The sequence below is a fragment of the Comamonas sp. Tr-654 genome (assembly GCF_011752915.1).
Taxonomy (GTDB): domain Bacteria; phylum Pseudomonadota; class Gammaproteobacteria; order Burkholderiales; family Burkholderiaceae_C; genus Comamonas.
This window is the reverse complement of the sequence record NZ_VWWQ01000004.1, coordinates 508,373-534,738: the sequence shown is the minus strand read 5'-3', so window position 1 is coordinate 534,738 and position 26,366 is coordinate 508,373. Positions and strand designations below refer to the sequence as shown.

22 protein-coding genes are annotated in these 26,366 nt (G+C 63.0%); 9 read left to right on the top strand and 13 right to left on the bottom strand.

The annotated features are described in order from the left end of the window. Positions 1-360: 360 nt before the first annotated feature. The 7 genes from gshB to F3J24_RS15675 form a co-directional block, all read right to left on the bottom strand. The gene (gene gshB, locus F3J24_RS15705; RefSeq protein WP_167008193.1) at positions 361-1,308 is read right to left on the bottom strand and encodes a glutathione synthase; all 948 of its coding nucleotides are present in this window, start codon (positions 1,306-1,308) and stop codon (positions 361-363) included. Between the two features lie 73 nt (positions 1,309-1,381). Beyond that, on the bottom strand, positions 1,382-2,560 hold the full coding sequence (locus F3J24_RS15700; protein ID WP_167008190.1) for a benzoate/H(+) symporter BenE family transporter: 1,179 nt from the start codon (positions 2,558-2,560) through the stop codon (positions 1,382-1,384). Between the two features lie 138 nt (positions 2,561-2,698). After that, on the bottom strand, positions 2,699-4,567 hold the full coding sequence (locus tag F3J24_RS15695) for a potassium transporter Kup (RefSeq protein ID WP_167008185.1): 1,869 nt from the start codon (positions 4,565-4,567) through the stop codon (positions 2,699-2,701). A gap of 78 nt (positions 4,568-4,645) precedes the next feature. Then, complete coding sequence (gene gshA, locus F3J24_RS15690; protein ID WP_004340452.1) at positions 4,646-5,941, bottom strand: glutamate--cysteine ligase; 1,296 nt, start codon at positions 5,939-5,941, stop codon at positions 4,646-4,648. 78 nt (positions 5,942-6,019) lie between these two features. Beyond that, the gene (locus F3J24_RS15685; protein WP_167008182.1) at positions 6,020-7,486 is read right to left on the bottom strand and encodes a TrkH family potassium uptake protein; all 1,467 of its coding nucleotides are present in this window, start codon (positions 7,484-7,486) and stop codon (positions 6,020-6,022) included. A 9-nt stretch (positions 7,487-7,495) separates the two neighbouring features. Further along, a complete protein-coding gene (gene trkA / locus F3J24_RS15680; RefSeq protein WP_167008179.1) occupies positions 7,496-8,956 on the bottom strand; it encodes a Trk system potassium transporter TrkA in 1,461 nt (486 codons plus the stop codon). Positions 8,957-9,037: 81 nt separating this feature from the next. Next, on the bottom strand, positions 9,038-10,318 hold the full coding sequence (locus tag F3J24_RS15675; protein ID WP_167008175.1) for a glutamate-5-semialdehyde dehydrogenase: 1,281 nt from the start codon (positions 10,316-10,318) through the stop codon (positions 9,038-9,040). 107 nt (positions 10,319-10,425) lie between these two features. Between F3J24_RS15675 and F3J24_RS15670 the strand changes: the two genes are divergently transcribed. Next, complete coding sequence (locus tag F3J24_RS15670; RefSeq protein ID WP_167008172.1) at positions 10,426-10,734, top strand: hypothetical protein; 309 nt, start codon at positions 10,426-10,428, stop codon at positions 10,732-10,734. An 8-nt stretch (positions 10,735-10,742) separates the two neighbouring features. Here the strand turns inward: F3J24_RS15670 and holA are convergent, their stop codons facing one another. The 3 genes from holA to leuS all read right to left on the bottom strand — a co-directional run bounded on the left by holA (position 10,743) and on the right by leuS (position 15,289). Next, positions 10,743-11,789, bottom strand: a complete 1,047-nt coding sequence (gene holA / locus F3J24_RS15665) for a DNA polymerase III subunit delta (protein ID WP_167008169.1) — start codon at positions 11,787-11,789, stop codon at positions 10,743-10,745. Between the two features lie 128 nt (positions 11,790-11,917). Continuing rightward, positions 11,918-12,430: an LPS assembly lipoprotein LptE gene (gene lptE / locus F3J24_RS15660; RefSeq protein WP_167008167.1), complete on the bottom strand. Its 513-nt coding sequence runs from the start codon at positions 12,428-12,430 to the stop codon at positions 11,918-11,920. 150 nt (positions 12,431-12,580) lie between these two features. Next, positions 12,581-15,289, bottom strand: coding sequence for a leucine--tRNA ligase (gene leuS, locus F3J24_RS15655; RefSeq protein ID WP_167008164.1), 2,709 nt, complete (start codon positions 15,287-15,289; stop codon positions 12,581-12,583). Between the two features lie 368 nt (positions 15,290-15,657). On the opposite strand from leuS, the gene F3J24_RS15650 reads away from it, so the two are divergent. The 3 genes from F3J24_RS15650 (at position 15,658) to F3J24_RS15640 (ending at position 17,991) form a co-directional block, all read left to right on the top strand. Further along, positions 15,658-16,878, top strand: a complete 1,221-nt coding sequence (locus F3J24_RS15650; protein WP_167008161.1) for a mechanosensitive ion channel family protein — start codon at positions 15,658-15,660, stop codon at positions 16,876-16,878. Between the two features lie 59 nt (positions 16,879-16,937). Continuing rightward, entirely contained in the window at positions 16,938-17,519 is a 582-nt protein-coding gene (locus F3J24_RS15645; RefSeq protein ID WP_167008158.1) for a DJ-1/PfpI family protein, read from the top strand. Between the two features lie 118 nt (positions 17,520-17,637). Beyond that, positions 17,638-17,991, top strand: a complete 354-nt coding sequence (locus F3J24_RS15640; protein WP_043006625.1) for a ribbon-helix-helix domain-containing protein — start codon at positions 17,638-17,640, stop codon at positions 17,989-17,991. Between the two features lie 3 nt (positions 17,992-17,994). Here F3J24_RS15640 and F3J24_RS15635 read toward each other — a convergent pair whose 3' ends face one another. The 3 genes from F3J24_RS15635 to trxA form a co-directional block, all read right to left on the bottom strand. Beyond that, complete coding sequence (locus F3J24_RS15635) at positions 17,995-18,483, bottom strand: META domain-containing protein (RefSeq protein ID WP_240154339.1); 489 nt, start codon at positions 18,481-18,483, stop codon at positions 17,995-17,997. Positions 18,484-18,548: 65 nt separating this feature from the next. Then, complete coding sequence (locus F3J24_RS15630; RefSeq protein WP_167008152.1) at positions 18,549-19,571, bottom strand: nuclease-related domain-containing protein; 1,023 nt, start codon at positions 19,569-19,571, stop codon at positions 18,549-18,551. Positions 19,572-19,753: 182 nt separating this feature from the next. Further along, complete coding sequence (trxA, locus tag F3J24_RS15625) at positions 19,754-20,704, bottom strand: thioredoxin (RefSeq protein ID WP_043006621.1); 951 nt, start codon at positions 20,702-20,704, stop codon at positions 19,754-19,756. A gap of 319 nt (positions 20,705-21,023) precedes the next feature. Here trxA and F3J24_RS15620 point away from each other — a divergent pair, with 319 nt between their 5' ends. From F3J24_RS15620 to F3J24_RS15600, 5 genes are all read left to right on the top strand, one after another. Then, positions 21,024-21,983: an ABC transporter ATP-binding protein gene (locus F3J24_RS15620; RefSeq protein WP_167008148.1), complete on the top strand. Its 960-nt coding sequence runs from the start codon at positions 21,024-21,026 to the stop codon at positions 21,981-21,983. After that, complete coding sequence (locus F3J24_RS15615) at positions 21,980-23,392, top strand: hypothetical protein (protein ID WP_167008145.1); 1,413 nt, start codon at positions 21,980-21,982, stop codon at positions 23,390-23,392. Before F3J24_RS15620 ends, F3J24_RS15615 begins: the two co-directional genes overlap by 4 nt. A gap of 100 nt (positions 23,393-23,492) precedes the next feature. Next, entirely contained in the window at positions 23,493-23,987 is a 495-nt protein-coding gene (purE, locus tag F3J24_RS15610) for a 5-(carboxyamino)imidazole ribonucleotide mutase (RefSeq protein ID WP_019044139.1), read from the top strand. Continuing rightward, positions 23,984-25,156, top strand: coding sequence for a 5-(carboxyamino)imidazole ribonucleotide synthase (locus tag F3J24_RS15605; protein ID WP_167008142.1), 1,173 nt, complete (start codon positions 23,984-23,986; stop codon positions 25,154-25,156). Before purE ends, F3J24_RS15605 begins: the two co-directional genes overlap by 4 nt. Before the next feature lie 163 nt (positions 25,157-25,319). Further along, a complete protein-coding gene (locus F3J24_RS15600; RefSeq protein ID WP_167008139.1) occupies positions 25,320-26,318 on the top strand; it encodes an L-threonylcarbamoyladenylate synthase in 999 nt (332 codons plus the stop codon). Positions 26,319-26,366: the final 48 nt, after the last annotated feature.

The following is a 26,366-nucleotide window of genomic DNA, read 5'->3' as shown; positions in this document are numbered from 1 at the left end:
AAGAATAAATTCTTCCTCATTACTGTTTTTGTGAGCGCTTGATAACTCCGAAGAGTTTGTTCCGAAGAACTGGCTGCTTGCCCTCAAACGCCCACGCTTATCGGCTGTATTTTTTTAAGGAACCGAGTGCAAAATCAGAAGAACCGATCTTGAATCTCGTTGCTTGCTGTGATCAGCGAAGCCTTGGATTCTATCACAACTTTACCGATTGATTTCTTTCAGATCGGCTAGCAAAAATTTGCATTTCGCTCAGTGAAGCCTTGCATTGTACACAGATTTTTGCAGTCCAGACAACATCCACATGGACATCCAGACAAAGAACTCCGGCAGGCAAGGCCTGCCGGAGTTCTTTGTCGCTTCTCAGGCGCCAGCGGCCTGCTCCAGTGCATCGACAAACAGCGCCGCCACATCACAGCCGGTCTGATCAAAGATCTCCTGGAAGCAGGTAGGACTGGTCACATTGATCTCGGTGACGTTATGGCCGATGACATCCAACCCGATCAAGAGCAAGCCACGCTGCACCAGGCGCTCCCCAATGAACTCGGCAATCGCCTTGTCCTGCTCTGCCAACGGCTGGGCAACCCCCTTGCCACCGGCCGCCAGATTGCCGCGCACCTCATTGCCCTGCGGAATGCGGGCCAGGCAGAACGGCACGGGCTTGCCGCCGATGATGAGCACCCGCTTGTCGCCATGAACGATGTCGGGCAGGAACTTCTGCACCATGACGCTGGTGGAGCCGCCCTGATTCAGGGTTTCGATGATGCTGCCTAGATTGCGACCGTCTTCGCCAACCCGGAAGATGCCCATCCCCCCCATGCCGTCCAGCGGCTTGAGGATGATGTCCTTGTGCTCTGCATGAAAGGCACGGACGTCCTGGGCACTGCGCGTGACCAGCGTCGGCGAGATGAATTGCGCAAACTCCATGATGGCAAGCTTCTCGGGATGCTCGCGCAGGGCACTGGGCTTATTGAAAACCTTGGCCCCCTCACGCTCTGCCTGGCCGAGCATGTGCGTGGCATAGAAGAACTCGGAATCGAACGGAGGGTCCTTGCGCATGACAATGGCGCCAAAGTCTGCCAGCACCGCCTGCACAGACTGGGTTTCCTCGAACCAGCGGTCCTTGTCTCCAGTCAGGGTGATATGCCGCACCCGGGCCTTGACCTTGTCACCGCTTTGCCAGGAGATATGACGGGGCTCGCAGGCCACGATCTGGTGTCCTCGGCGCTGGGCCTCACGCATCATGGCAAAGGTGGAGTCCTTGTAGATGACGAAGGATTCCAGCGGATCGGCGACAAACAGTATTTGCATGGTGAAGAACTCTAGCGGTTGATACAGGCATCATGCCGAGCCGGACATAACACCACAATATGACGGCTGATACTCAGGCCTTGCGAGCCCGCAGACTCTGGACAAGCAGGGCAAGGCTACCCGCGACCACACCCCAGAAGGCAGAGCCCACACCCGCGATGACGACACCGCTGAGTGTGACCAGAAAGGTGATGAGTGCGGCCTCTCTGTGCTTTTCGTCCTTGAAGGCCGTAGCCATGCCGCCTCCTATGGAGCCCAGCAAGGCCAGTCCGGCGATACAGGCCACCAGCTCCTTGGGAAAGGCCGTCAGCAGACCCGTGACCACTGCGCCAAAGATAGCTATCAATATATATAGCAGTCCACACACCCCAGCGGCGGTATAGCGCTTGTTTCTGTCCTCATGCGCCTCGTCTCCCATGCAGATCGCCGCCGTGATGGCACTGAGGTTGAGGGCATAGCCGCCAAACGGCGCCAGCAGCAAGGTCGCCACACCGGTCAAGCTGATGACCTTGGACACTGGTATCGGATAGCCCGTGGCCCGAATCACCGCCACGCCCGGCAGATTCTGTGAAGCCATGGTCACGACAAACAGGGGCAACGCCAGGCTGATGAGCGCCTGCAGCGAGAACTCGGGTGCCGTATAGACCGGCATGGCCAGCCCGCCATGCACGGCCGACCACTGCATCTGCCCACTCAACGCCGCCCAGGCGGTTCCGGCCAGCAGGGTGATGATGACCGCATAGCGAGGAGCCATACGCCGCGAAAGCAGATAGGCGAGCAGCGTGACCAGCACCAGGGGCAGATTGGTCTCGGCCGCAGAGAAAGCCTGCATGCCGAACTTGGCCAGCACGCCGGCCAGCAGGGCCGACGCAATTTCCATGGGAATGCGGTTCATGATGCGTTCGAACCAGCCGGTCACTCCCACCAGAATGATGAGGGCCGCGCTGACGATGAAGGCACCGATCGCCTCCCCCATGGAGAAACCGCCTGCCAGCCCGGCGGTCGCCAGCACCGCCGCCCCTGGAGTGGACCAGGCCACCATGACCGGCATGCGCAGAATCAGCGAAGGGACCAGAGAACACAGTCCCATGCCCAGGCCCAGCGCCCAGATCCATGAAGTGATCTGCTCAGGCGTGGCATGAAACGCCTGCGCCGCCTGAAACACCAGGGCTACCGAGCTGGTAAAGCCCACCAGTACGGCCACGAAGCCTGCGGCCACGGCGGCAGGACTCAAGTCTTTGAAAAAGCGCATCCGTGCATTCTGGCACCAGCCCCGCCCTAAATGATGCACCACGCGTAAGCGTGAATGGCGAAGCCTATCATCACTTCAAAATCAATAGCTACCAGCACTTACTGGAAAAGCGCTAAAGGCATATTTACCTCAAATTATTTACAGCTCGATCTTGGAACCCAGCTCCACCACTGAGTTGCTCGGGAGGTGCAGGAAGTCAGCCACCCGGCTCGCGTTCCTGTGCATCTGCGCAAACAGCTTTTCGCGCCAGTGCGCCATGGAGTTGTTCATTCGCGGGATGATCACATCACGCGACAGAAAATAGCTGGTGGCCATGGAATCCAGCTTGCAGCCCTGGGTACGCAGCTGCGCCAGCGCAGCAGGCACATCGGGCTCGTTCTTGAAGCCGTAGTGGATGATGACTTCCCAGCAGTCGCCACCCAGAGACTCGGACTCCACCCGCTTATCCATCCCCACCCAGGGAACCTCATGGTTGCGCACGGTCACAAAGAGATTGCGCTCGTGCAGCACCTTGTTGTGCTTGAGGTTATGGAGCAGAGCATGCGGCACGGTACCAGGCTCACCCGAGAGGAAAACCGCCGTGCCGGGCACCCGGGTGGGTGGATGGCGCCAGGTCGCTTCCAGAAACTGGCGCAGATCCAGCGCATCCGCCTGCAGCTTCTGATGCAGCAGCTCACGCCCGCGGCGCCAGGTCATCATCAGGGTGAAGACCGTGCCGCCGATCAGCAGCGGGAACCAGCCACCTTCAAACAGCTTGAGCAGGTTCGAGGCGAAGAACGCCAGATCCACGACAAAGAAGAAGCCCGTAGCCAGCAGGCACAGGGCCAGCGGATAGTTCCAGCGGTAGCGGACGACAAAGAAGGTCAGCATGGTGGTGATCAGCATGTCCAGCGTCACCGCAATACCGTAGGCCGCCGCCAGATTGCCGCTGCTGCGAAACAGCAGCACGGCCAGCGCAATCGCCACAAACAGCCCCCAGTTAACCAGAGGCATATAGATCTGACCAGTCTCCTTCACGCTGGTGTGGCGCACCTCAAAACGCGGGAAGTAGCCCAGCTGAATGACCTGGCGGGTCACGCTGAAGGCTCCTGTGATCAGCGCCTGCGAGGCGATCACCGTGGCCATGGTCGCCATGATGACCAGCGGCAGCAACGCCCAGCTAGGCGCCATCATGAAAAACGGGTTCTTGACCGCCTCGGGGTTGGCCAGCAGCAAGGCGCCCTGACCAAAGTAATTCAATGTCAGCGCCGGCATGGCAATGCTGAACCAGGCCAGGCGAATCGGCTTCTTGCCGAAATGCCCGAGATCGGCATAAAGCGCCTCGGCACCGGTCACGCAGAGCACAACCGAGCCCAGAATGATGAAACTGATGCCAGGGCTGTTCCAGATGAAGCGGACCGCGTAATGCGGGCTGAGCGCAGCCAGGATTTCCGGATGCCCCATGATCTGGTGCACGCCAAGTAAGGCAATACAGGCAAACCAGGTCACGGTGACAGGGCCAAAGAACTTGCCAATGCCTGCTGTGCCGCGCTTTTGCACGAAGAACAGCAGAAACAGGATCACCAGCGTCAGCGGAATCACGGCCTTGGCGAAATGCGGCGAGATGACCTCCAGGCCCTCGACCGCCGAGAGCACGGAAATCGCCGGCGTGATCACGCCGTCGCCATAGAACAGCGAAGTGCCGAACATGCCCACCAGAAACAGCGTGCTGGACAGGCGCGGCTTGTCCTTGACCGTCTGCGAGGCTAGGGCCAGCATGGCCACCAGCCCGCCCTCGCCGTTGTTGTCGGCGCGCAGCACCAGGGTCACGTACTTGAGCGAGACGATGACCGTGAGCGTCCAGAACAGTACCGAAAGCACGCCATAGACGTTGTCAGGCGTGAACGGCACATAACCTGAGCCGAAAACCTCCTTGACCGAGTACAAAACACTGGTGCCGATGTCTCCATAGACGACACCGATCGCGCCCAATGTCAGGGCGCCTAGCGAGGATTTCGAATTTTGCACAGGTCAGAAGCGACTCGTAAGGCAGTCACCGAGTGGGGAAATTGTCGGCATTGTGCGCTGTCCTCAGCGCCTGTGAAATCAGTCGTAGATTTCTGCGTCGGGATTAGTGGCTTCCAGCTCGTAGCTGGCAGCCAACATGGCCAAACGTGCTATCACGCCATACATATAGAAGCGGTTGGGCGCGCTGGCGCCCGGACGCGCGCTGGCCTGAGGCAGGTGGTTGCTCTGCTGGAAAGCCAGGGGCACGTAGCCCGCACCGGGGGCATTGAGGTTTTCGTCCTCGCCACGCTCGGGGTGCATGCGGTAGAAACCGCCCACCACGTAGCGGTCCATCATGTAGACCACCGGCTCGGCCACGGCGTTGTGCATGCGCTCATAGGTCAGCACGCCCTCCTGCACGATGACATCATGCACCGTCTGGCCGTCCTTGATGACGCCCATTTTGTTGCGGCTCTTGCGCGGCAGCGCTGCCAGTTCCTTGGCATCGCGCACGGTCATCACGCCCATGCCGTAGGTACCGTTGTCGGCCTTGACCACGGCAAACGGCTTTTCCTTAATGCCGTATTCCTTGTATTTGCGGCGCACCTTGGAGAGGATCACGTCCACCTGCTCGGCCAGGGCCTCCATGCCCGTGCCTTCGGCAAAATCGATGTTCTCTACATGGCCGAACAAAGGGTTGATCAGCCAGGGATCGATGCCCAGCAGCTTGCCGAAGCGCTTGCCGACCTCCTCGTAGCTCTGGAAGTGGCGGCTCTTGCGACGCACATTCCAGCCTGCATGCAGCGGCGGCAGCAGATATTGCTCGTACAGCTCCTCGATGATGCCGGGCACGCCGGTGGAGAGATCGTTGTTCAGCAAAATCGTGCAGGGATCGAAATCCTTGAGGCCCAGGCGGCGCTTGCTGCGGATCACCGGCTCCAGCTTGATCTCGTCACCCAGCGGCAGCGTGATGGACAGCGTCTTCTTGATCTCGGGGCTGATGGAGCCGATGCGCACATTGAGACCCGCCATGCTGAAGATGCGCTTGAGCTGCAGCACGCTGGCCAGATAGTGGGTGTTGCGCGTGTGGTTCTCGGGGATGATGAGCAGATTGCGCGCCTCGGGACATATCTTTTCGATAGCAGCCATCGCAGCCTGCACGGCCAGTGGCAGCATTTCATCGGTCAGATTGTTCCAGCCGCCTGGGAACAGGTTGGTATCCACCGGCGCCAGCTTGAAACCCGCATTACGAATGTCCACCGAGCAGTAGAACGGCGGCGTGTGCTCCATCCATTCCAGGCGGAACCAACGCTCAATGGCAGGCATGGAGTCGAGAATGCGCTGCTCAAGTTCGTTAATGGGGCCGGTCAAAGCCGTGACGAGATGTGGAACCATAAATACCCTCAGGAGACGATGGTGGGGGGCAATTGTAGAGATTGAAGCATGAGATAGGTGTTTTCCCCAGTCTTTGTCTCAACGACGCCAAAATGCCGGTGACAGCAAAGCCATGAAACTCAGTATCTCGAGCCGCCCCAACAGCATGCCCAGAGTACACACCCAGATCTGGAAATCCGTCAACACCGTGTAGTTGGATGCGGGCCCAACGGCCCCCAGACCCGGCCCCATGCAGTGCACGCTGGCCAGCACGGCAGAGAAGGCGGTCAGAGGGTCGAGATCGGTCAGCAGCAACACCATGCTCAGCACAATGACGGTGGCACCGTAAACCAGCATGTAGGCCAGCACCGAAAAAATCATCGGGTTATCTACCACCGCATCGCCCAGCCGCACCGGCTGCACGGCCCGCGGATGCACCAGACGCGTCATCTCGCGCCTGGCCTGCTTGACCAGAATCAGCATGCGCACCATCTTGATGCCGCCGCCTGTCGAGCCCGCGCTGGTGGCAACCCCTGACAGCAGCAATAGCAAAACGGGAATGAACACCGGCCAGGACAGATAGTCCGTGGTGGAAAAGCCGGTGGTCGTGGCGACCGAGACGGTATGGAACATGCCATTGCGCAAGGCATCCAGCGGCCCATAGACCCCCTTGATCCAGAGCAGCAGCGCCACCAGCAGGCCCGAGCCCAGCAGCACGCCGATCGTGGCGCGCATTTCGGGGTCGCGCATAAAGCTATCGATGCGCCCCTTGCGCATGGCCACGAAGTACAGCGCAAAGTTGCAGCTGGCCAACAGCATGAACAGCAGGGCCGCGGCCTCCAGCAGCGGCGAGTTGAAATAGGCAAAGCTGGCGTCGTGCGACGACAGCCCGCCCAGACTCACCGTGGCGAACATATGCATCAGCGCATCCAGGGGCTGCATGCCGCAGACCCAGAAGGCCAGGAAGCAGCCAATGGAGAACAGCGCGTACACGCCCCACAGGCCCTTGGCGGTTTCGGTAATACGCGGTGTGAGCTTGGTGTCCTTGACCGGGCCGGCGGCCTCCGCCCTGAAAAGCTGGGCACCACCGACACCCAGCAGCGGCAGCACGGCCACGGCCAGAATCAGAATCCCCATGCCGCCCATCCATTGCATGAAGGTACGCCAGACATTGATGGACACCGGCAGCTTATCCAGGCCGCTGAGCACCGTGGCCCCAGTTGTCGTCAGGCCCGAGACGGCCTCGAAGTAGGCATGGGTGAAGCTGATGGAGATACCCACCCGGTTCAGCCCCATCACCAGCGGCACCATGGCGCACAGCGGCAGCACCACCCAGACCAGCGTCACCAGAATTACCCCGTGGCGCGGCTGCAGGTCCTGCTTGTAGCGGTGCAGACCACCCCATAGCAGCAGCCCCACGCCAACCGTCAGTCCGATCGACCAGGGATAGATGCGCCAGATGCCATCCTGCGTGAACCAGGAGATGCCGAAAGGCAGCAACATGGCGCCGGCAAACATGATCATCAGCATGCCCAGCACACGCAGGACAGGAAGCAGGTCTTTCATGTGCGCAGCTTAGAAAAAGGTGGCGCTGACGCGGAACAGGTTTTCCACGTTGCGCACCAGCCGCTTGTTGGGCAGAAAGAACACCACATGGTCGCCGGATTCGATCACGGTATGGCTGCGCGGAATGATGACCTCGGTTTCCAATGCCGTGCCCGCCACTTCCTCGCAGGTCTTGCCCTCGGGAATTCCGCGCACGATGAGGCCGATGTGCACCTCCTCGGGCAGACGCAGCTCTTCCACCTTGCGCCCCACTACGCGCGAACTTTTGCGGTCGCCGCGCGCCACGATCTCCAGGGCCTCGGCCACGCCGCGGCGCAGGCTGTGCACGGCCTGCACGTCGCCGCGGCGCACATAGGCCAGGAACTCGCCCAGCATGGCCTGCGCCGGCGACAGCGCGATATCGATCTGCGTGCCATGCATCAGGTCTGCATAGGCGCGGCGATTGATCAGCGACAGTACGCGGCGCGCGCCCATGCGCTTGGCCAGCAGGCTGGACATGATATTGTCCTCGTCGTCGTCCGTCAGCGCGAGGAACAGATCCACCTCCTCGATGCCCTCCTCCTCCAGCAGGGCCTCATCGGTGGCATCGCCTTCCAGCACCAGCACTTCGGCAGGCAGCACCGACGACAGGCTCAGACATTGCTGGGCATTGGACTCGACGATCTTGACGTGAAAGCGCCCCGGCGTCTGCGCCAGCTTCCTGGCCAGCCGCAGGCTGACCTGCCCGCCGCCCGCAATCATGATGCGGAACACCGGGCGGCTCGGACGCCCCTCGGGCAGGTTGATCGCCTTGAGAGCCTCGGACACATGCTCGGTCGCGGCCAGCATGAAGACTTCGTCGCCGGGCTCTATGCGCGTGGCGCCGTCGCAGCGCACAAACCGGTCAGGCTCGTCCATGAAACGGCGGTAGATCGCCACGATGCGCATGGCCAACTCGGGCATGCGCTCGCGCACCTGGGCGATCTGCAGGCCCACGGCAGGGGCGCCGGCGCGCGCGCGCACCGAAGCCAGTGCGGCCCGACCGCCGGCAAAGGCGCGCACCTGCATGGCTTCCGGGTATTCGATGAGCTTGCGGATGTAATTGGTGACCGATTCCTCGGGACAGATGATGCGATCGACCGCAAAACCCTCCTTGCCCAGCACCGGGTCATCCACCGCAAAGCTGGACGAGCGCACCCGCGCAATGCGGGTCGGAATATCGAACACGGCCTGGGCGATCTTGCAGCAGACCAGGTTGGTCTCGTCCATGGAGGCGCAGGCGATCAGCAGGTCGGTATCCTTGGCGCCCGCCTCGGCCAGGACCTGGGGATCGATGCCGTTGCCGACCACGCCGCGCAGGTCGAAGCGCGACTCCAGCTCACGCAATGCGCGCGCATCCGTGTCGATGACGGTGATTCCGTTTTTCTCGGACACCAGACTTTCGGCCACACTCTGGCCTACGCGCCCGGCACCCAGAATAATGATTTTCATGGTGTTATGGAAAGGGATCCAAGCTGCGGCATCAATTCAGACCGGCGAGGACCGCAAGCAGCCCCCTTCGGCGGGTGGATCTCAGGAACGGACTTCGCCGTCGCCCAGGACCACGTATTTGAGCGAAGTCAGGCCCTCGATGCCTACCGGCCCGCGCGCATGGAACTTGTCGGTGCTGATGCCGATCTCGGCGCCCAGCCCGAACTCGAAACCATCGGCAAAGCGGGTGCTGGTATTGACCATGACGCTGGCCGAATCGACCTCGCGCAGGAATTTCTGTGCGTGCAGGTGATTGGTCGTCAGAATCGACTCCGTATGGTGGCTGGAGTACTTGTTGATGTGGGCAATGGCTTCGTCCACACCGTCCACCAGCTTCACGCTGATGATGGGCGCCAGGTATTCCTCGTACCAGTCCTGCTCCACCGCCCGGGCCAGCTTGGCATCCTTGACGGTCTGCAAAATCGCCAGCGCCTCGGCATCGCAGCGCATCTCCACGCCCTTGGCGGCATAGACAGCCCCGATCCTGGGCAGAAAGTCTGCAGCCACGGCGCGCGCCACCAACAGGCTTTCGCTGGCGTTGCAGGGGCTGTACTTGTTGGTCTTGGCGTTGTCGGCCACCTTCACGGCCATGGCGATGTCGCAGGGATCATCCACATAGGTGTGGCAATTGCCGTCCAGATGCTTGATGACGGGCACCTTGGCCTCGCGGCTGATGCGCTCGATCAGGCCCTTGCCGCCACGGGGAATGATGACGTCCACATAGTCGGGCATGGCGATGAGCTGGCCCACGGCGTCACGGTCGGTGGTCTCCACCAGCTTGACACCGTCTTCAGGCAGGCCTGCCTCGGCCAGCGCCTGGGCCACCAGCCTGGCCAGCGCCTTGTTGGAGTCAATCGCTTCCGAGCCGCCACGCAGAATGCAGGCATTGCCGCTCTTGATCGAGAGGCTGGCCGCTTCGATGGTCACATTCGGGCGGCTTTCATAAATCATGCCGAACACGCCCAGGGGTACACGCATCTGGCCCACGCGGATACCGCTGGGCATTTGCTTGAGGCCGCTGATCTCGCCAATCACATCGGGCATGGAGGCGAGCTGCTCGCAACCTTCGGCACAGGTCTCCAGCACCTTGGGCATCAGGCGCAGCCTGTCGACCATGGGGGCCGACAGGCCATTGGCCACGGCACGCTCCAGATCGCGGGCATTGTCGATCTGCAGCGGCTCGACGTTCTCGCGCAGCAGACGGGCCAGCGCCTTGAGTGCTTTGTTTTTAGTAGCTGCAGACGCACGCGCCATCAGTGCAGAGGCGGCTTTTGCCTGTACACCGAGGTTGTGCATGTATTCGACGGTATTGAGCGCGTTCATGGCGTGATTTTCGCCGAGATAAGCAAGTTGCGCAGACAAGCCCGAGCATGAGGGGGTTTATGGCTCTGCTGACACCTACACTCGGCCTCTGAATCGCAAGGAGACTTATGAGCCACAACACCACAGCGCTGCAGGAAAGCGCCCGCCAACTCCAGCAGTTGCGCAGCGGATTCGAGCAGCTCGCCCACTCGCAGATCAGCGCCAGCGCCCTCGGCCAGCAGGCACGCGCCGCGACCACATTGCTTGCGGCACTGCCGCCACGCTATGGCGAGGTACTGCTCAATTTGCTGGACCGGCTCGAATCCAGCGCGCTGTTCACCGAGGAAAGCTGCTCCTTCAGCCAGAAGGATCTGCTGGACAATCTGCGCATGTGGGCCGACAAGGCTCAGGCCCAGCTCGTCGCCAACCCAGACTGAGCCGAAAATCAGCGCCCGGCCTGGGCCAGCTGCATGGCCAGCTGCCGCAGGGCCTGCCAGCTGTCGCGCGGCCAGCCCTCGCTGGGCAGGCCTTTGACAATGCCATCCACGGCATGGGCTGCCTGCAGCAACTCGGCTGCGCGTGCATCGCTGACACGTGGCAACAGTCGCTCCATCAGCCTCTCCTTGGGCCCCCAGATGCGGTTTTCGCGCAGCGCCATGGGCAGAGGCTTGCCGCCCGTCATGGCATCTTTCACGCGCTTGATGTTGCGAATGTCCTCGGCCAGCGCCCAATGCACCAGCACCTCGGCCTCGCCTTCGGCCTGCAGGCCGTCCAGCATGCGCATGCTGCGCGCCACCTGGCCCGAGAGCACAGCCTCGGACAGTTTGAACACGTCATAGCGTGCCACATTGAGCACCGCCTGCTCCACCTGCGCCAGGCTCAGCTCGCCTTCGGGGTGCAGCAAGGCCAGTTTCTGAATCTCCTGGTGCGCGGCCAGCAGATTGCCTTCCACGCGGTCGGCAAAGAACTGCAGCGTGCGCTGACCTTCTTCCCCGGCCGCCACGCGCTGGTTCTGCAACGCCAGACGCTGGGCAATCCAGTGCGGCAGCGCACCGCGCTCCACCGGGTCGACCTGGATGGAGACACCGTTGCCGTCCAGCGCCCCAAACCAGGCACCGGTCTTGGTGGCCTTGTCCAGGCGCGGCAGACTGATCAGGGTCAGCGTGCTGTCGTTGCCCTGGGCGCTGCTGGCCAGTTGCTGCAGCGCAGCACTGCCATCCTTGCCGGGTTTGCCGCTGGGAATGCGGATTTCCAGAATCTGCTTGTCCGCAAACAAGCTCAGGCTGCCGCCGGCCGCCAGCACGCCGCTCCAGTCAAAGTGCGCGCCCATGACGGTATAGCTGCTGCGCTCGGTATAGCCCTGAGCACGCGCCGCTGCACGGATCGCGTCGGCCGCTTCCTGCTGCTGCAAGGGCTCGTCGCCATGCAGCACATAGAGCGAGCGCAAGCCCTTGGCCAGATGGGAAGGAAGCTGGTTCAGCGCAAGCTGCATGGAGAAGAATTTTCTATAAAAAGCATCTGAGACGCCCTGATTTCAAGCGCCAGAAGCTATCAAATTTGCCAAACCAACGCTGACAACTCGCAGGCCCAGGCGGAACCGCTGAGCAACTCAGAGAGGGGTCACGACACTTGCAGGCTCTTGACTGCGGCCAGACGGCGGATGATCTGCTGCACGATGTCGTTGCGCATGTCCTTGTTCAGCATTTCCTCTTCCGAGGCCTTGGACAAGGCATTGGTTTCGTTATAGGTCACGTTGCGGATCTGGCGAATTTCGACAGGTTCGATCAGCTCGTCGCCACCGGGTGTTCGCAACGAGAAGCGCACGATCAGGCGCAGCTCGATTTCACGCACCTGACCGGCCACGTTGGAGCCGATGATCACGCGCTGGGCCTGCTCGCTGATGATCTGGCAGATCACTTCGGCGGTATCGGGCGAAGCCGGGTCCTTGATCACGGTCAGCTTGTCGCTGGCCGACTCCAGACTGCGACGCAGCAGAACGCCCACGGGAGCACCGCGCCCCGCCTGCACGTAAATGGAGCGAAACACAAAATCCGGCGCGCCACGCAGGCGAAAGCCACAACCCCCCAGCAAAGGCGTCAAGGCCATGGCGGCCAGCAGCGTACGTTTTTGCATCAACTGTCCTCTAATTCTCAAGCCCTGCTGCGAGCATCGACCCCTGCTCCAGAAATACCGAGCAAGGGCCGCCCCGCAGCGAAGGTATTGTCCCCCTCCCGCGAAGCGAGAGAGGGGGAAGGCGCACAGCGCCTCAGGGGGAGACTCCGGTTACACAACGATATTCACCAGACGGCCCGGCACCACGATGATCTTCTTGGGTGCACGGCCTTCGGCAAACTTCTGGTACTCCTCATTGGCCAGTGCAGCCGCCTCGATGGCAGCCTTGTCGGCCGTGGCGGACACCAGGATGGCACCGCGCAGCTTGCCGTTGACCTGCAGCACCAGCGAGATCTCGTCCTGCACCAGGGCCTTGGGATCGACCTGCGGCCAGGGAGCATCGAGCAGATCGCCCAGGTGGTTGGCATAGCCCAGCTCGCTCCACAGCACATGCGCCAAGTGGGGCGTAGCGGGGTAGAGCACGCGCAGCAGAATGCCGAAGCCTTCGATCAGCGCCACCTTGGCACCGGTGTCATCCAGGGCCTTGAAGTCTTCCAGCGCATTGATCATCTTCATCGCGCCGGACACCACGGTGTTGTATTGCATGCGCGAGTAGTCGTACTCGACCTGCTTGAGCACGTTGTGGATTTCCAGACGCAGGGCCTTGGCCGCCTTGCCGAATTCCACATCATCCAGCGACTTGGCACCGACCACTCCCTGCACGGCGGAATCCATGTCCATGGCCGTCAGCTTGCTGCCGAAGTTGTAGACACGGCGCAGGAAGCGATAGCTGCCTTCCACGGCGGCGTCGTTCCACTCCAGCGTCAGCTCGGGGGGCGAGGTGAACATGGTGTACAGGCGTGCGGTGTCGGCGCCGTACTTTTCGATCAGATCCTGAGGGTCCACGCCGTTGTTCTTGGACTTGGACATGGTGCCCACGCCCTCGTAGTCGATGGCGGTGCCGACGGGCAGCAGACCGTCGGCGCTATCCACTTCGACCTTCAGCTTGGCGCCGATGATCTTGCCGGACTCGTCGAACACATGCTCCACATCCTTGGGCCAGAAGTATTCCTTTGCGCCCTTGGCCGTGCGACGGCTGTAGATATGGTTGAGCACCATGCCCTGGGTCAGCAGCTTGGTGAAGGGCTCGTCGATCTTGACCAGGCCCAGGTCGCGCATGACCTTGGTCCAGAAGCGCGCGTACAGCAGGTGCAGGATGGCGTGTTCCACACCGCCGATGTACTGGTCCATGGGCATCCAGTAGTCGGCGCCGTCGGCCACCATCTGCTCGCCATTCTTGGCGTCGCAATAGCGCATGAAGTACCAGGACGAATCCACAAAGGTGTCCATGGTGTCGGTTTCACGGCGGGCAGGCTTGCCGCAGCAGGGGCAGACCACGCCGGCATGGAAGGCCTCGGACTTGACCAGCGGATTGCCGGAGCCATCGGGCACCAGATCCTGGGGCAGGACCACGGGCAGGTCCTTCTCGGGCACAGGCTGAGGACCGCAATCGGCGCAATGAATGATAGGGATGGGAGTGCCCCAGTAGCGCTGACGGCTGATGCCCCAGTCGCGCAGACGCCAGGTGGTCTTGAGCTCGCCCAAGCCCTTGTCGCCCACGATCTTGGCCACGGCCTGCACCGCATCCTTGTGGTTCAGTCCGTCGAGGTCGCCGGAGTTGATCAGTACGCCGCGCTCCTTGTCGCCATACCAGTCGTTCCACTGCTTGTCGTCATAGGCAGCCTGGCCTTCCACGGCCACCACCTGCTTGATGGGCAGGTTGTACTTGTTGGCAAAGGCGAAGTCGCGCTCGTCGTGGGCGGGAACACCCATCACGGCGCCGTCGCCATAGCTCATCAGCACATAGTTGCCGATCCAGACCTCGACCTGCGCACCGGTGATGGGGTGAGTGACGAACAGGCCCGTGGGCTTGCCTTCCTTTTCCTTGACGGCCAGCTCGGCTTCGGTCGTGCCGCCCTTTTTGCATTCTTCGATGAAGGCAGCCAGTTCGGGCTTGTCGGCAGCGGCATGCAGTGCCAGAGGGTGCTCAGGCGCCACGGCGCAGAAGGTCACGCCCATGATGGTGTCGGCACGCGTGGTGAAGACATACATCTTGCCGTCCTGGATCAGCTGGCCGTCAGTCCCCTTGATGTCATGGGTGAACGCAAAGCGCACGCCGGCGGACTTGCCGATCCAGTTCTCCTGCATCAGGCGCACCTTGTCGGGCCAGCCGTTCAAAGTGGCCTTCTCGTTGCCGACCTGCACATGGTCCAGCAGTTCCTGAGCGTAGTTGGTGATGCCCAGGTAGTAGCCGGGAATCTCGCGCTTTTCCACCAGCGCGCCGGTACGCCAGCCGCGGCCGTCGATGACCTGCTCGTTGGCCAGCACGGTCTGATCCACCGGGTCCCAGTTCACCACCTGGGTCTTGCGGTAGGCAATGCCTTTTTCCAGCATCTTGAGGAACAGCCACTGGTTCCACTTGTAGTACTCGGGGTCGCAGGTGGCGACCTCGCGGCTCCAGTCGATGGCCAGGCCCATGGCCTGCATCTGCTTCTTCATGTACGCGATGTTCTCGTACGTCCACTTGGCAGGCGGCACCTTGTTCTTCAGCGCCGCGTTCTCGGCAGGCAGGCCGAAGGCGTCCCAGCCCATGGGCATGAGGACGTTGTAGCCCTTCATGCGCAGCTGGCGCGTGAGCATGTCGTTGATGGTGTAGTTGCGCACATGGCCCATGTGCAGCTTGCCGCTGGGGTAGGGCAGCATGGAGCAGGCGTAATACTTGGGCTTGCTGCCGTCTTCGGTGACGCGGTAGGCGTCCTTGGCTTGCCAGTGGTCTTGCGCGGCGCGCTCGACCTCGATGTGGTTGAATTTTTCTTGCATGGTGCAGTGCAGTGGCCGCCAGCCCCACTTGGGACCCGGCAAGGTAGAAATCTGAAATCAGCAGGGATTTTAGGCTCCCCGACCGCTTGCGCCGTTTTAGCCCTGCATGACCGCAGAACCCGCTGCGCCATCCCTGCGGCCTTCCTGCACACCACGCTGGGAAATACGGCTTTGCGTAAGCTAGTGGTTGGTCACACATTGCTGAACTTTTTGCACGGCTGCCGGTCTGACCGGCCTGTTTCCGTGCCCGACGCCATCGCCTGCCTTCTGCCCGAAGTTGCCAGACTTGCGCTCCTGCCCCGGTCCATTCTTCTGAGGAGCTGCTCTTGCTTTCCCGCTGGTCTTTTGTTTCTGACTGGAATCCCGCCATGCAAATGCTGGCCTCGCTCTGCGTCCTGGCCCTGACCGCTCTTGTGGCCGGCTGGCTGACCCAGTGGCTGGGGCTCAAGGTCTTTCGCCGTATGCGCGACACCCTCAGGACCGGCTGGGCCCAGATCCTCATGCACGACAAGGTGCTGCGCCGCCTGGCCAAGGTCGTTCCCTCGCTGATCGTGCAGTTCGGCGTCCAGGGCGTGCCGCATCTGGAGCCGCGCTGGACCACGCTGATCACCAATGTGGCGGTGGCCTTCACGCTCTACCACCTGGCACGCGTGCTGTGCGATCTGCTCAATGCCACGAACGAGGCCCATGAACGCGACGAGGCACGCAAGGCCGCCATCCAGACCCATTCCATCAAGAGCTATGTGCAGTTGGGCAAGCTGCTGGTCTGCAGCTTTGCCGTGGTGCTCATCGTGGCCACGCTGATGGACCGCTCACCACTGCTGCTACTCTCCGGCCTGGGCGCCATGTCGGCCGTGCTGATGCTGGTCTTCAAGGACACCATCCTCTCCTTTGTCGCCGGCGTTCAGCTCGGCAGCAACGACATGCTGCGCGTGGGCGACTGGATAGAGATGCCCCAGGTCGGCGCCGACGGCTTTGTGACCGATATCGCGCTCAATACCGTCAAGGTGCAGAACTGGGACAAGACCATCACCACCATTCCCACCTGGCGGCTGATGACGGACAGCTTCAAGAACTGGCGCGGCATGTTCGACTCGGGTGGACGCCGCATCATGCGCTCGCTGAACCTGGACGCCAACACCGTGCATCTGCTCTCACCCGAGGAACGCGCAGGCATGGGCCATATCGCGCTGCTGCAACCCTACTGGAGCGAGCGCGACGGCCTGCAGGCCATGCCGGGCGCGGCCGAGGCCGCCATGCCAACCCAGGCCATCGCCGCCCACCAGGTCACGAATCTGGCCGCCTTCAAGGCCTATGCCTACGCCTATCTGATGGGCCACCCGCGCATCGGCAAAGGCCCGGGCATGTTCCTCATGGTGCGCACCATGGAGACATCGCCCACGGGGCTGCCACTGCAGCTGTTCTGCTACACCAACACCACCGTCTGGGTGGAGTACGAAGGCATACAGGGCGAAATCTTCGACCATCTGATCGGCGTGCTGCCGCAGTTCGGGCTGACACTGTACCAGCGCTCGTCGGACTACGGCACCCACTATCCGCCCGCCCGTCCCGATGTAGTAGCCCGTTAATACCTGCCGCGTGCCCTGTCTGCCCACAATGGCCTGACCCAACCACAAGGAGACAGACCATGGCAGGCAAGAAGATTCTGATGATTTGCGGCGACTACTGCGAGGACTATGAAACCATGGTCCCGTTCCAGGCCCTGCTGGCCGTGGGCCATACCGTGCACGCGGTCTGCCCCGACAAAAAGGCCGGCGACCAGATCAAGACCGCCATCCACGACTTTGAAGGCGCACAGACCTATAGCGAAAAGCCCGGCCACAACTTCACGCTCAACGCCACATTTGCCGATGTGAAGCCCGAGCAGTACGACGCCCTGGTCATCCCCGGCGGCCGCGGCCCCGAGTATCTGCGCGGCTATGAAAGCGTGCGCGCCGCCGTACGTCACTTCTTCGACACCAACAAGCCCGTTGCCGCCGTCTGCCACGGCGCGCAGTTGCTGGCCGGGGCCGGCGTGCTCAAGGGCCGCACCTGCTCGGCCTATCCCGCCTGCCGCGCCGAGGTGGAGCTGGCCGGCGGCAGCTATGCCGACATTCCCGTCGACCATGCCCATACCGAAGGCAATCTGGTCAGCGCACCGGCTTGGCCCGCCCATCCTGCCTGGATCGCCCAGTTTCTCGCGCTGCTGGGCACGAAGATTTCACACTGAAATCGGCCTCCAGCGCTTTCCCATCAAGCGCAGCAAGCTATCAATTCAAGAGTTCTCCTCTTGACGCCGCAGTCACCGGGCCACACCATGGCCCGGTTTTGTTTTGGAGAGTCGCTCCATGTGCCAGGTCTTTATCAGCGCCGATCCCCAGCTCTGGGCCCACCGGGCCCGCTCCATCCGGCTGCATGGAGTCGCCACCAGCATCCGGCTGGAAAACCTGTTCTGGCAGGTACTCGAAGAAATTGCCGCGCGGGACGGCTATACCGTGCCCCAGCTTTGCACCAAGCTCTACGACGAGCTGCTGGCCGAGCGCAAAGCGGTGGACAACTTCAGCTCTTTTCTGCGCGTCTGCTGCACCCGCTACCTGGCGTTGCAGCTGTCGGGGGAGATTCCGCAGGACATGGGCATACCGATTCGCTCGCTGGGCAATGCCTCGTCACCCCAGTCTGCCAGCCCGCAACTGACACACTGAGGCTCAGCGCAGATACACGGCCTCGAACCTCAGCAGCGCACGCCCCTCGGCATCGCTGAGCACCAGTTTCTGCCCCTGCACGGCATAGCTGCTGACCTGAGCCAGCGTGGCCAGCAGCTGCTGCTCCCGGCGCATGCCCTGCACACAGGCCATGCGGGTGCCGCCCACGGCTGAAAAACGCAGCCAGCGCCCGTCCAGGCTGTAGTTGCCGCGCAGGCGATTGCAGCCGCCCGCGCCATGAAAGCGGCCGCTGCCGGTCTCCAGCACCAGATGCGGCTCGGGCTGGTTGTCATAGGCGCTGACATGCGGGCCGTCACCCAGCTGCACCAGCTTCCAGTAGGTATTGAGCAGCGGTGCCGGCAAGGCGGCCATGGCTTCGCCCTCGGACGCCGCGCTCCCTGCATCTGCAGCGGCGCCAGCCAGGACGCCCAAGAGCAAGAGCACCCCCAGTGCAGTGCCAAGCAAGGCGCGCAGGTTCGAGAAAGCAGTCATCACAAACACCTCTCTGGCCATAGACACACACAGACAAAGCGCTGGCAGCTCATATTTCAGGAGTATCAGACCTGCCCGCGCACAAAGCTGCAGGCCGCCGCATTGGTACAGCGCCAGATGGCCTGCCCCGCCAGCGGCCCGCGCTGCATCAGCAACCTGCGCAGCGGCCATTCGCATTGCGGGCAGAGCGGCACATCATCGCTCCGTCCGGGCAGCAGCGGCTCTACAGCCTCTGCCGCAGTGTCAGGCACCGCAGCCGAAGCCGCAACCGCTGACTGGGCAAATGATGCCGGCGTCGACAGAGCCCCATCTACCGTGAACGAAGACGGCGCCGGCATGACAGGCTCCAGCAGAATATCCACGGTCTCGGGCGCGGGCGGCTTGACCAGCTGAGCCGCGGCTTCCACCACCGGCTCCAGTCTGGGTTTGCGTGCCTTGCTGGCCGCCTGCAGCTGGCGCACATGCGCCACATGCCGCCTGTCGGTGGCACGACCGGGCTGCAGCCGCAGTGTTTCGAGCTTGTCCTGCAGCGCCTGCATTTGCTCGGGGCTCCACACGGGCTGGGTAAAGCTCTGGATATGGCCTACAAAGCCGAGGCCGCGCGTGACATGGGCCGGCATCTCGGTCTTGAACTCGCAGTCGCCCACAAAGGCGATCACCGAGTGCAGATGCTCGGGCGCAATGTCCAGCAGCGACTGCAAGGTCTTGACGTGCTTGTAGTTCTGGCGCAGCGGGTTCTGGAAGCGGCTGCGCTTTCTGAAAATCTGCTGCGTCCATTCGCGCTGCTTTTCGGTGCCGAAAATCCAGCCCTGGTAGTTCTTGGTTTCCAGCACGAACAGGCCGTAGGGCGAAAAGATCAGATGGTCGATCTGCGTGCTGCCGCCATCCGCCGTGGGCAGGGTGACGTTGTGCATGTCCACATAGATCAGTGGATTGAGCTGTCGGCGAATCGCCCCCTTCACGGCCCGCTCGCCACGCCAGCCCTTGAAGCGTGGCGAGCGCAGCACGGCCGCCAGCACCGCGAACGCCAGCCCCAGTCCCAGATAAACAAAGAGGCCCTGAAAGGCCACTGAAAAGATCTGATCCATCGCGAGTCTCATTCAACGCAAGCAGCAAAAACTGGCGTGCCCCAAGGCAAGGGACAGCGAGCAATGCCTGGGCGGCCCCCGCCACCGCGCAGCGAAGCTGTCGTCCCCCTCCCATAGCGCGAAGCGCGTAGAGAGAGGGGCGCCCGGCCAGGGGGAAGGCGCAAGCGCCTCAGGGGGAGCCTTCAATTCAACGCCATACTCAGCCTGCGGCGATAGCTGTTGACCAGCGCCGTGGCCTCGTCCTGCTCAGCACTGTTCTTGCCCAGCAGCTCGATGCCGCCGCTGGTTTTGCCGGGCACGGCGTCCTGTTTCTTGGGCTTGGGCGGAGTCAGCAGCTCCAGCACGCCGACGATGAGCTTGCGCGCCGCCTGATCGTTCCATGTCTTGTCGCGCATGATGATTTCCAGCATTTCGTCCATGGCATCGGTCCACTGGCTGTGGGCCAGCAGGGCACGGGCGCGGCCAAAGCGGGCGTCGAAGTCGCGCTTGTTGGCCGCGATGGCGGCGTCGTACTTGGCCACGTCGGCATTGTCGCCCTGCACGGCGAATTCCAGCGCCTTGAGCCACTGGTTCAGCGCTTCGAAGCGCAGCGGCTGGGGAATGCGCTTGACGGGCTCGGCCAGCAGGGCTGCGGCTTCCTCGAAGCTGCCGGTAGCGATCAGCAGGCGCACATAGTCAAAGCGCGCATCGTCATTGGCCGGGTCGGCCGCCAGCGCGTCGGCCAGCTTCTGCAGCGCCGCCTGGGTGTCGCCGGACTCCAGCAGGGCCTGGGCTTCGTCGGCATCGGCTTCTGCCGCCAGCTCGCCCTCGGAGGGCAGATGCTTGTCCAGAAACTCGCGCAGCTTGCCTTCGGGCTGGGCGCCCATGAAGCCGTCCACGGGCTTGCCGCCGATCATCAGCACGCAGGTCGGGATGGAGCGAATGCCAAACATGCTGGCCAGCTGCTGCTCCTGATCGGAGTCAATCTTGACCAGCTTGAAGCGGCCCTCATAGGCGACTTCCAGCTTTTCCAGCACCGGCCCCAGCGTCTTGCAGGGGCCGCACCAGGGTGCCCAGAAGTCCACCAGCACGGGCACGGCCATGGAGGCGGCTACGACTTCGGCTTCAAAATTCTCGAGGGTGACGTCAATCATGTGATTCCCAATGCTGCTTGTGCGCTGCCACGCGGGCAGCGGCGCTGAAAAGTCTGCGAGCCGGCCACTCCAGCAGAGTGCCCACCGCGCGATGCTGCGATTCTCCACGCAAATGCGCGAGAGCAAGCCATAGACCAGGTCGAACCGGGTCTTTGCTACTCAGATGGGAGCAGCTTGCGCATGTTTCAAGGTCGATTCGAGGTGTTTTATGCCGAAAACCAATGGACTGCATAAGCAAGCAGCTACGGTTTCAAGAGTAAGCGCCCCGCAGCCGCGCTCGCCCCTGGGCTATATTGCTTGCGAACCAAGGAGCGCAGACTTGATTGAAGTTTCACAACTGGTGTTTGAATATCCAGGCCACCGCGCCCTCGACGGCGTGAGCCTGTCCATCGCTGCGGGGAGCGTGACGGCACTCGTCGGCCCCAACGGCGCCGGCAAGTCCACGCTGATGCGCTGCATTGCCGGACTGGATCAGCCGCTGTCAGGCCAGGTTCGCGTCAAGGGCCTGTCGGTCGAGGAGCAGCCGCGCGAGGTGCACCGCCACCTGGGCTATCTCTCGGATTTCTACGGCCTTTACGACCGGCTCAGCGTGATGCGCTGCCTGCAGTACTCGGCCCTGTCCATGGGCGTGGCGCCCGACAGCGTGGAGGCCCGCGTGCAGCAGGTGGCCCAGCAACTGGGCCTGACGCAGCTGCTGCACCGCCACCCGACCGAACTCTCGCGCGGCCAGCGCCAGCGCGTGGCGATCGGCCAGGCCATCGTCCATCAGCCCAGCGTGCTGCTGCTCGACGAGCCGGCCAGCGGCCTCGACCCCGATGCGCGCAGCAGCCTCTCGACGCTGTTTCGCCAGTTGCAGGCCCAGGGCATGACGCTGATCGTCTCCAGCCACATCCTTAGCGAGCTGGACGAGTACTGCACCCACATCCTGAGCATTCGCGACGGCCGCATCGAAAGCCACGAGGCGCTGCAGAACGCCCATGGCGAGGGCCTGCAGCCCCAGCTCTATGCGCTGGAAGTGACCATGGAGCCAGGCGAAGGGCTGGAGATGCGCCTGCGTCAGGCCTTGCTGAGCACCTCGGTGCAGGACTTCGACACCACGGGCCGCCGCCCGATCCAGCTGTGGCTGCCTGCGGCCGCCGGCGCACGCGCCCAATGGCTGGCCCAGCTGGTGCAGGCCGGCATTCCGGTCGCCGCGCTGTACCCGGTGCGCGAGCGGCTGCAGGACCGCTATGCGCGCACGGCCCAGTCCCGCGATACCGAAAGTCAGGAGCAAGCATGAGCCAACGCAATCCCGAATTCCAGCGCCAGCTCTGGCTGAACTGGCGCCCCTCGCTGCTGGCCTGGAGCCTGGGCCTGAGCCTGCTCATCCTGGCCCTGCCCTTCGCCCTGTCCTCTGCCAAGGGTCTGCCCGGCACGCTGAGCATGACCGCCATCGCCGGCCTGTACCTGGCCGCCATCATCTACGGCAGCGTGCTGGCCGGACGCAGTCTGGCCGAGGAAGCCAGCCAGAACACCTGGGACTGGCAACGTCTGTCCGTGCTCACGCCCTGGCAGATGGCCTGGGGCAAGCTGCTGGGCGCCACCTTGCCGGCCTGGCTGTATGTGCTGTGGTTTGCGCTGGCCGTGGTGGGCGTGACCCACTTCTGGGCACTGGAGCCCCTGAAGCTGCAGCACACGATTGGCCTGGCCGTGCTCTGGGGCCTGGGCCTGCAGACCTGGGCCATGAACTCCGTGCTCATGAGCTGGGGACTGAGGGACAGGCCCATCAATCGCCGGCGCGCGGCCCTGCTGCCCCTTCTGCTGCTGTTCTTCGCCCCCGGCCCCTTCATCGACCATGTCTACAAAGGCATGGTGGACAGCGATGCCGCCCCGGTGTTCTGGTGGGGCCTGGACGTGGGCGGCCTGGGCCTGGCCTATCTGGCCGGTGCGCTGATACTGGGCCTGGGCCTGCTGGCCCTGTGGCGCCAGCTCTGCACCCGGCTCGATGTACACACCCTGCCCTGGGCCTGGCCGCTGGGCCTGGCGCTGACGGGATTTTTCGCGGCCGGCACGCTCAACCTGGGCATTGCCGCATTTTTCAGCAGCACCGCCTGGATCGCGCTGATCGGCACAGCCTATGTCGCCCTGCAGCACATGGACCAGCATCTGCGCGCCTGGCGCCAGGTTCAATGGTCGGTCAGCCGCCAGCGCTGGCGTGAGGCACTGGAGGCGCTGCCGCTGTGGCCGGTCAGCCTGCTGCTGGGCTTTGCCATGGCCTTGCTGCTGCTGTTCGCCCCCCAAAGCCTGGAGGCCGCCATCAACGGCGAACTCAACAGCTTCACTCTCTATCTGTGCCTGCATCTGCTGCGCGACTGCCTGCTACTGACCGGCTTCGCCCTGCTGACGGGCAAGCTCAAGTCCCCGCTGGCCTCGTTTGTCGTCGCCTGGCTGATCCTCAACATCGCCGCGCCGCTGCTGGCCTATGGCGCTGGCGGCCATAGGGGCGCCATGCTGGTCCAGCCGGTCGTGGCCATGTGGATGGCTCCTTCGGATGCAGCAGCGCAGGCCGGCTCCTGGCTGAGCTATCTGCCATCGGCCTCTCTGAGCCTGCAGACCCTCGTCGCGCTGGCCTGGGTCGTCCATGTATTCAGGGACCGCGTGCTGGGCTTTGCACGCGACAACGCGGCCGCCCGCATCCGGGGGTCATAGATGCTTTGACCGGGTGGCTTTGCCCCACAGCTGCCCGGCAATGCAGCGAAAACGTAAAATCAGGGGTTCCACTAGGCCGGGCGGCAGCGCCCTGAAGAACATGAACCCCATCCAAGTTGGCGTGGTCATGGGTTCCAGCAGCGACTGGGACACCATGCAACACGCAGTTGCCATCCTCCAGCAATTCGGTATCGCTTTTGAAGCCCAGGTCGTATCGGCCCACCGCATGCCGGACGACATGTTCCGCTTTGCCGAAGCTGCAGCCGACCGTGGTCTCAAGGCCATCATCGCCGGCGCCGGCGGTGCTGCCCACCTGCCCGGCATGATTGCCGCCAAGACCACCGTGCCGGTGCTCGGCGTGCCCGTGGCCAGCCGCCACCTGCAAGGCGTGGACTCGCTGCACTCCATCGTGCAGATGCCCAAGGGCGTGCCCGTGGCCACCTTTGCCATCGGCAATGCCGGTGCGGCCAATGCGGCCCTGTTTGCCGTGGCCCTGCTGGCCAGCGAAGACGCAGAGCTGCGCAAAAAGCTCGAAGCCTTCCGCGCCGAGCAGACCGAAGCGGCCCGCAACATGACCCTGCCGGTGAACGCATGAGCACCCGCGACACGCAAGTGATACTGCCGGGTGCGACCCTCGGCGTGCTGGGCGGCGGTCAGCTGGGCCGCATGTTTGCCCATGCCGCTCAGGCCATGGGCTATTTCACCGCCGTGCTGGACAAGGACGAGACCAGCCCCGCCGGTCTGGTAAGCCACCAGCATGTGCGCACCGGCTACGAAGACCCCAAGGGCCTGGCCGAGCTGGCCGGACTCTGCGCGGCAGTGACCACCGAATTCGAAAACGTGCCCGCCGGCTCGCTGAACAAGCTGGCCGAGAGCCTGCCCGTATCGCCCGCCGGTTCGGCCGTGGCGATCGCCCAGGACCGCGCCGCCGAAAAAGCCCACTTCGTGAAATGCGGCGTCCCCTGCGCCCCCTATGCCGTGATCGAGACGACCGAGCAGTTGGCGGCCGTCAACGACGCACTGCTGCCCGGCATCCTCAAGACCGCGCGTATGGGCTATGACGGCAAGGGTCAGATCCGCGTCAAGACCCGCGACGAGCTGATCAAGGCCTGGGACGAGCTCAAGCAGGTAGCCTGCGTGCTCGAAAAAATGCTGCCGTTGGCGCACGAATGCTCGGTCATCGTGGCCCGCGGCCGCAATGGCGACATCGTCAACCTGCCCGTCCAGCGCAATCTGCACCGCGACGGCATTCTGGCCGTGACAGAGGTCTACGAAGGCAACGTGCCAGCAGCACAGGCAGAGCAAGCGGTAGCCGCTGCGAAATCCGTAGCTATCGGCCTCGACTACGTGGGCGTGCTCTGCGTTGAATTCTTTGTGCTGGACAACGGCCAGTTGGTGGTCAACGAGATCGCCCCGCGCCCGCACAACAGCGGCCACTACAGCCAGAACGCGATGGATGTGTCGCAGTTCGAGCTGCAAGTGCGCTGCATGGCCAATCTGCCCCTGGTGCAGCCGCGCCAGCACAGCGCCACCGTCATGCTCAACCTGCTGGGCGATCTGTGGTTCAAGGACGGCGAAACCGCCAAGGCTCCTGCCTGGGATCAGATCCTGGCCCTGCCAGGCGCCCACCTGCATCTGTATGGCAAGGTCGATGCCAAGCCGGCCCGCAAGATGGGCCACTTGAACATCACCGCGGCCAGCCCCGAAAAAGCGCGTGAAACCGCTTTGAAGGCGGCCGAGATCCTGGGCATTGAAGCGTTCTGATAACACCCCCTGAGCGGCTTTGCCGCTTCCCCCTCTCTCGCTACGCGGGAGGGGGACGACGCCCTCGCTGCGGGGCGGCCCTTGCTCGGCGTCCTTCGCTGATGCTCTGCAAGCGCAAAAGCACCGCACATACGGCGGCGCAGTGCATGAAAGAGGAATTGAAATGATCTTGGATGGAACGCTGGAAGCCTCGGTACAAGCCGCTGCGCTCGCCCTGCAGCAAGGCCGGCTGCTGGGCCTGCCCACCGAGACGGTCTACGGTCTGGCCGCAGACAGCGACAACGACGCCGCCGTGGCGCAGATCTTTGCCGCCAAGGGGCGCCCGGCCAACCATCCGCTGATCGTGCATGTGGCCGATGCGGCCGCCATCACCCGCTATGCCAAGGAAGTCCCGGTCTTTGCCCAGCAACTGATCGACGCGTTTTGGCCCGGCCCGCTGACCCTGATCCTGCCGCGCCTGCCGCATGCTGCCAAGGCATCGACCGGGGGCCAGGACAGCGTGGGCCTGCGCTGCCCGTCCCACCCCGTGGCCCATGCGGTGCTGCAGGCTTGCCAGCAGCTTGATCCGCCGGTCTGGGGCGTCTCGGCCCCCAGCGCCAACAAATTCGGCCGCGTCAGCCCCACCACGGCCGAGCATGTGGCCACCGAGTTTGGCGAAGAACTGCTGGTGCTCGATGGCGGCGCCTGCGAAGTGGGCATTGAATCGACCATCGTCGACTGCACGCGGGGCGTGCCCGTGCTGCTGCGCCCCGGCGCCATCACGCGTGACGATATCGAGCGTGCCTGCGGCCTGCGACCGCTCTCGAAAGAAGAATTGACTGCGGATACCCCACGTGCATCGGGAACGCTTTTGGCGCACTACGCGCCCAACGCCAAGGTGCGGCTCATGGATGCCGGACAGCTGCAATCGGCGCTGGACATCCTGGGCAAGGATGGCAGGAATATTGCCATCTATCACCGCAGCCCCCTCAATGTCACAACGACCCAGCTGCTGCTGCGCCGCATGTCCGACGAGCCGCGCGACGTGGCCCGCGAGCTGTTCGGCATGCTGCGCAATTTCGACGACTGGGGTGCCAAGCTGATCTGGATCGAAACCCCGCCCGACACTGCCGACTGGGAAGGCGTGCGCGACCGCCTGCAGCGTGCCGCGGCTGCGGGCTGAGCGGCCTCTTAGCTGATTTTCAAGTAAAGATACAAATTTTTATTCGTT

Coding starts and splice junctions, on each gene's coding strand:
- F3J24_RS15685 (WP_167008182.1), bottom strand. CDS start 7,486: ATGAAAGACCTGCTTCCTGTCCTGCGTGTGCTGGGCATGCTGATGATC.
- leuS (WP_167008164.1), bottom strand. CDS start 15,289: ATGCAAGAAAAATTCAACCACATCGAGGTCGAGCGCGCCGCGCAAGAC.
- F3J24_RS15605 (WP_167008142.1), top strand. CDS start 23,984: ATGAGCACCCGCGACACGCAAGTGATACTGCCGGGTGCGACCCTCGGC.
- F3J24_RS15675 (WP_167008175.1), bottom strand. CDS start 10,318: ATGAACGCGCTCAATACCGTCGAATACATGCACAACCTCGGTGTACAG.
- gshB (WP_167008193.1), bottom strand. CDS start 1,308: ATGCAAATACTGTTTGTCGCCGATCCGCTGGAATCCTTCGTCATCTAC.
- trxA (WP_043006621.1), bottom strand. CDS start 20,704: ATGATTGACGTCACCCTCGAGAATTTTGAAGCCGAAGTCGTAGCCGCC.
- F3J24_RS15630 (WP_167008152.1), bottom strand. CDS start 19,571: ATGGATCAGATCTTTTCAGTGGCCTTTCAGGGCCTCTTTGTTTATCTG.
- F3J24_RS15670 (WP_167008172.1), top strand. CDS start 10,426: ATGAGCCACAACACCACAGCGCTGCAGGAAAGCGCCCGCCAACTCCAG.
- F3J24_RS15650 (WP_167008161.1), top strand. CDS start 15,658: ATGCAAATGCTGGCCTCGCTCTGCGTCCTGGCCCTGACCGCTCTTGTG.
- F3J24_RS15640 (WP_043006625.1), top strand. CDS start 17,638: ATGTGCCAGGTCTTTATCAGCGCCGATCCCCAGCTCTGGGCCCACCGG.
- purE (WP_019044139.1), top strand. CDS start 23,493: ATGAACCCCATCCAAGTTGGCGTGGTCATGGGTTCCAGCAGCGACTGG.
- holA (WP_167008169.1), bottom strand. CDS start 11,789: ATGCAGCTTGCGCTGAACCAGCTTCCTTCCCATCTGGCCAAGGGCTTG.
- lptE (WP_167008167.1), bottom strand. CDS start 12,430: ATGCAAAAACGTACGCTGCTGGCCGCCATGGCCTTGACGCCTTTGCTG.
- trkA (WP_167008179.1), bottom strand. CDS start 8,956: ATGAAAATCATTATTCTGGGTGCCGGGCGCGTAGGCCAGAGTGTGGCC.
- F3J24_RS15615 (WP_167008145.1), top strand. CDS start 21,980: ATGAGCCAACGCAATCCCGAATTCCAGCGCCAGCTCTGGCTGAACTGG.
- F3J24_RS15645 (WP_167008158.1), top strand. CDS start 16,938: ATGGCAGGCAAGAAGATTCTGATGATTTGCGGCGACTACTGCGAGGAC.
- gshA (WP_004340452.1), bottom strand. CDS start 5,941: ATGGTTCCACATCTCGTCACGGCTTTGACCGGCCCCATTAACGAACTT.
- F3J24_RS15600 (WP_167008139.1), top strand. CDS start 25,320: ATGATCTTGGATGGAACGCTGGAAGCCTCGGTACAAGCCGCTGCGCTC.
- F3J24_RS15700 (WP_167008190.1), bottom strand. CDS start 2,560: ATGCGCTTTTTCAAAGACTTGAGTCCTGCCGCCGTGGCCGCAGGCTTC.
- F3J24_RS15635 (WP_240154339.1), bottom strand. CDS start 18,483: ATGACTGCTTTCTCGAACCTGCGCGCCTTGCTTGGCACTGCACTGGGG.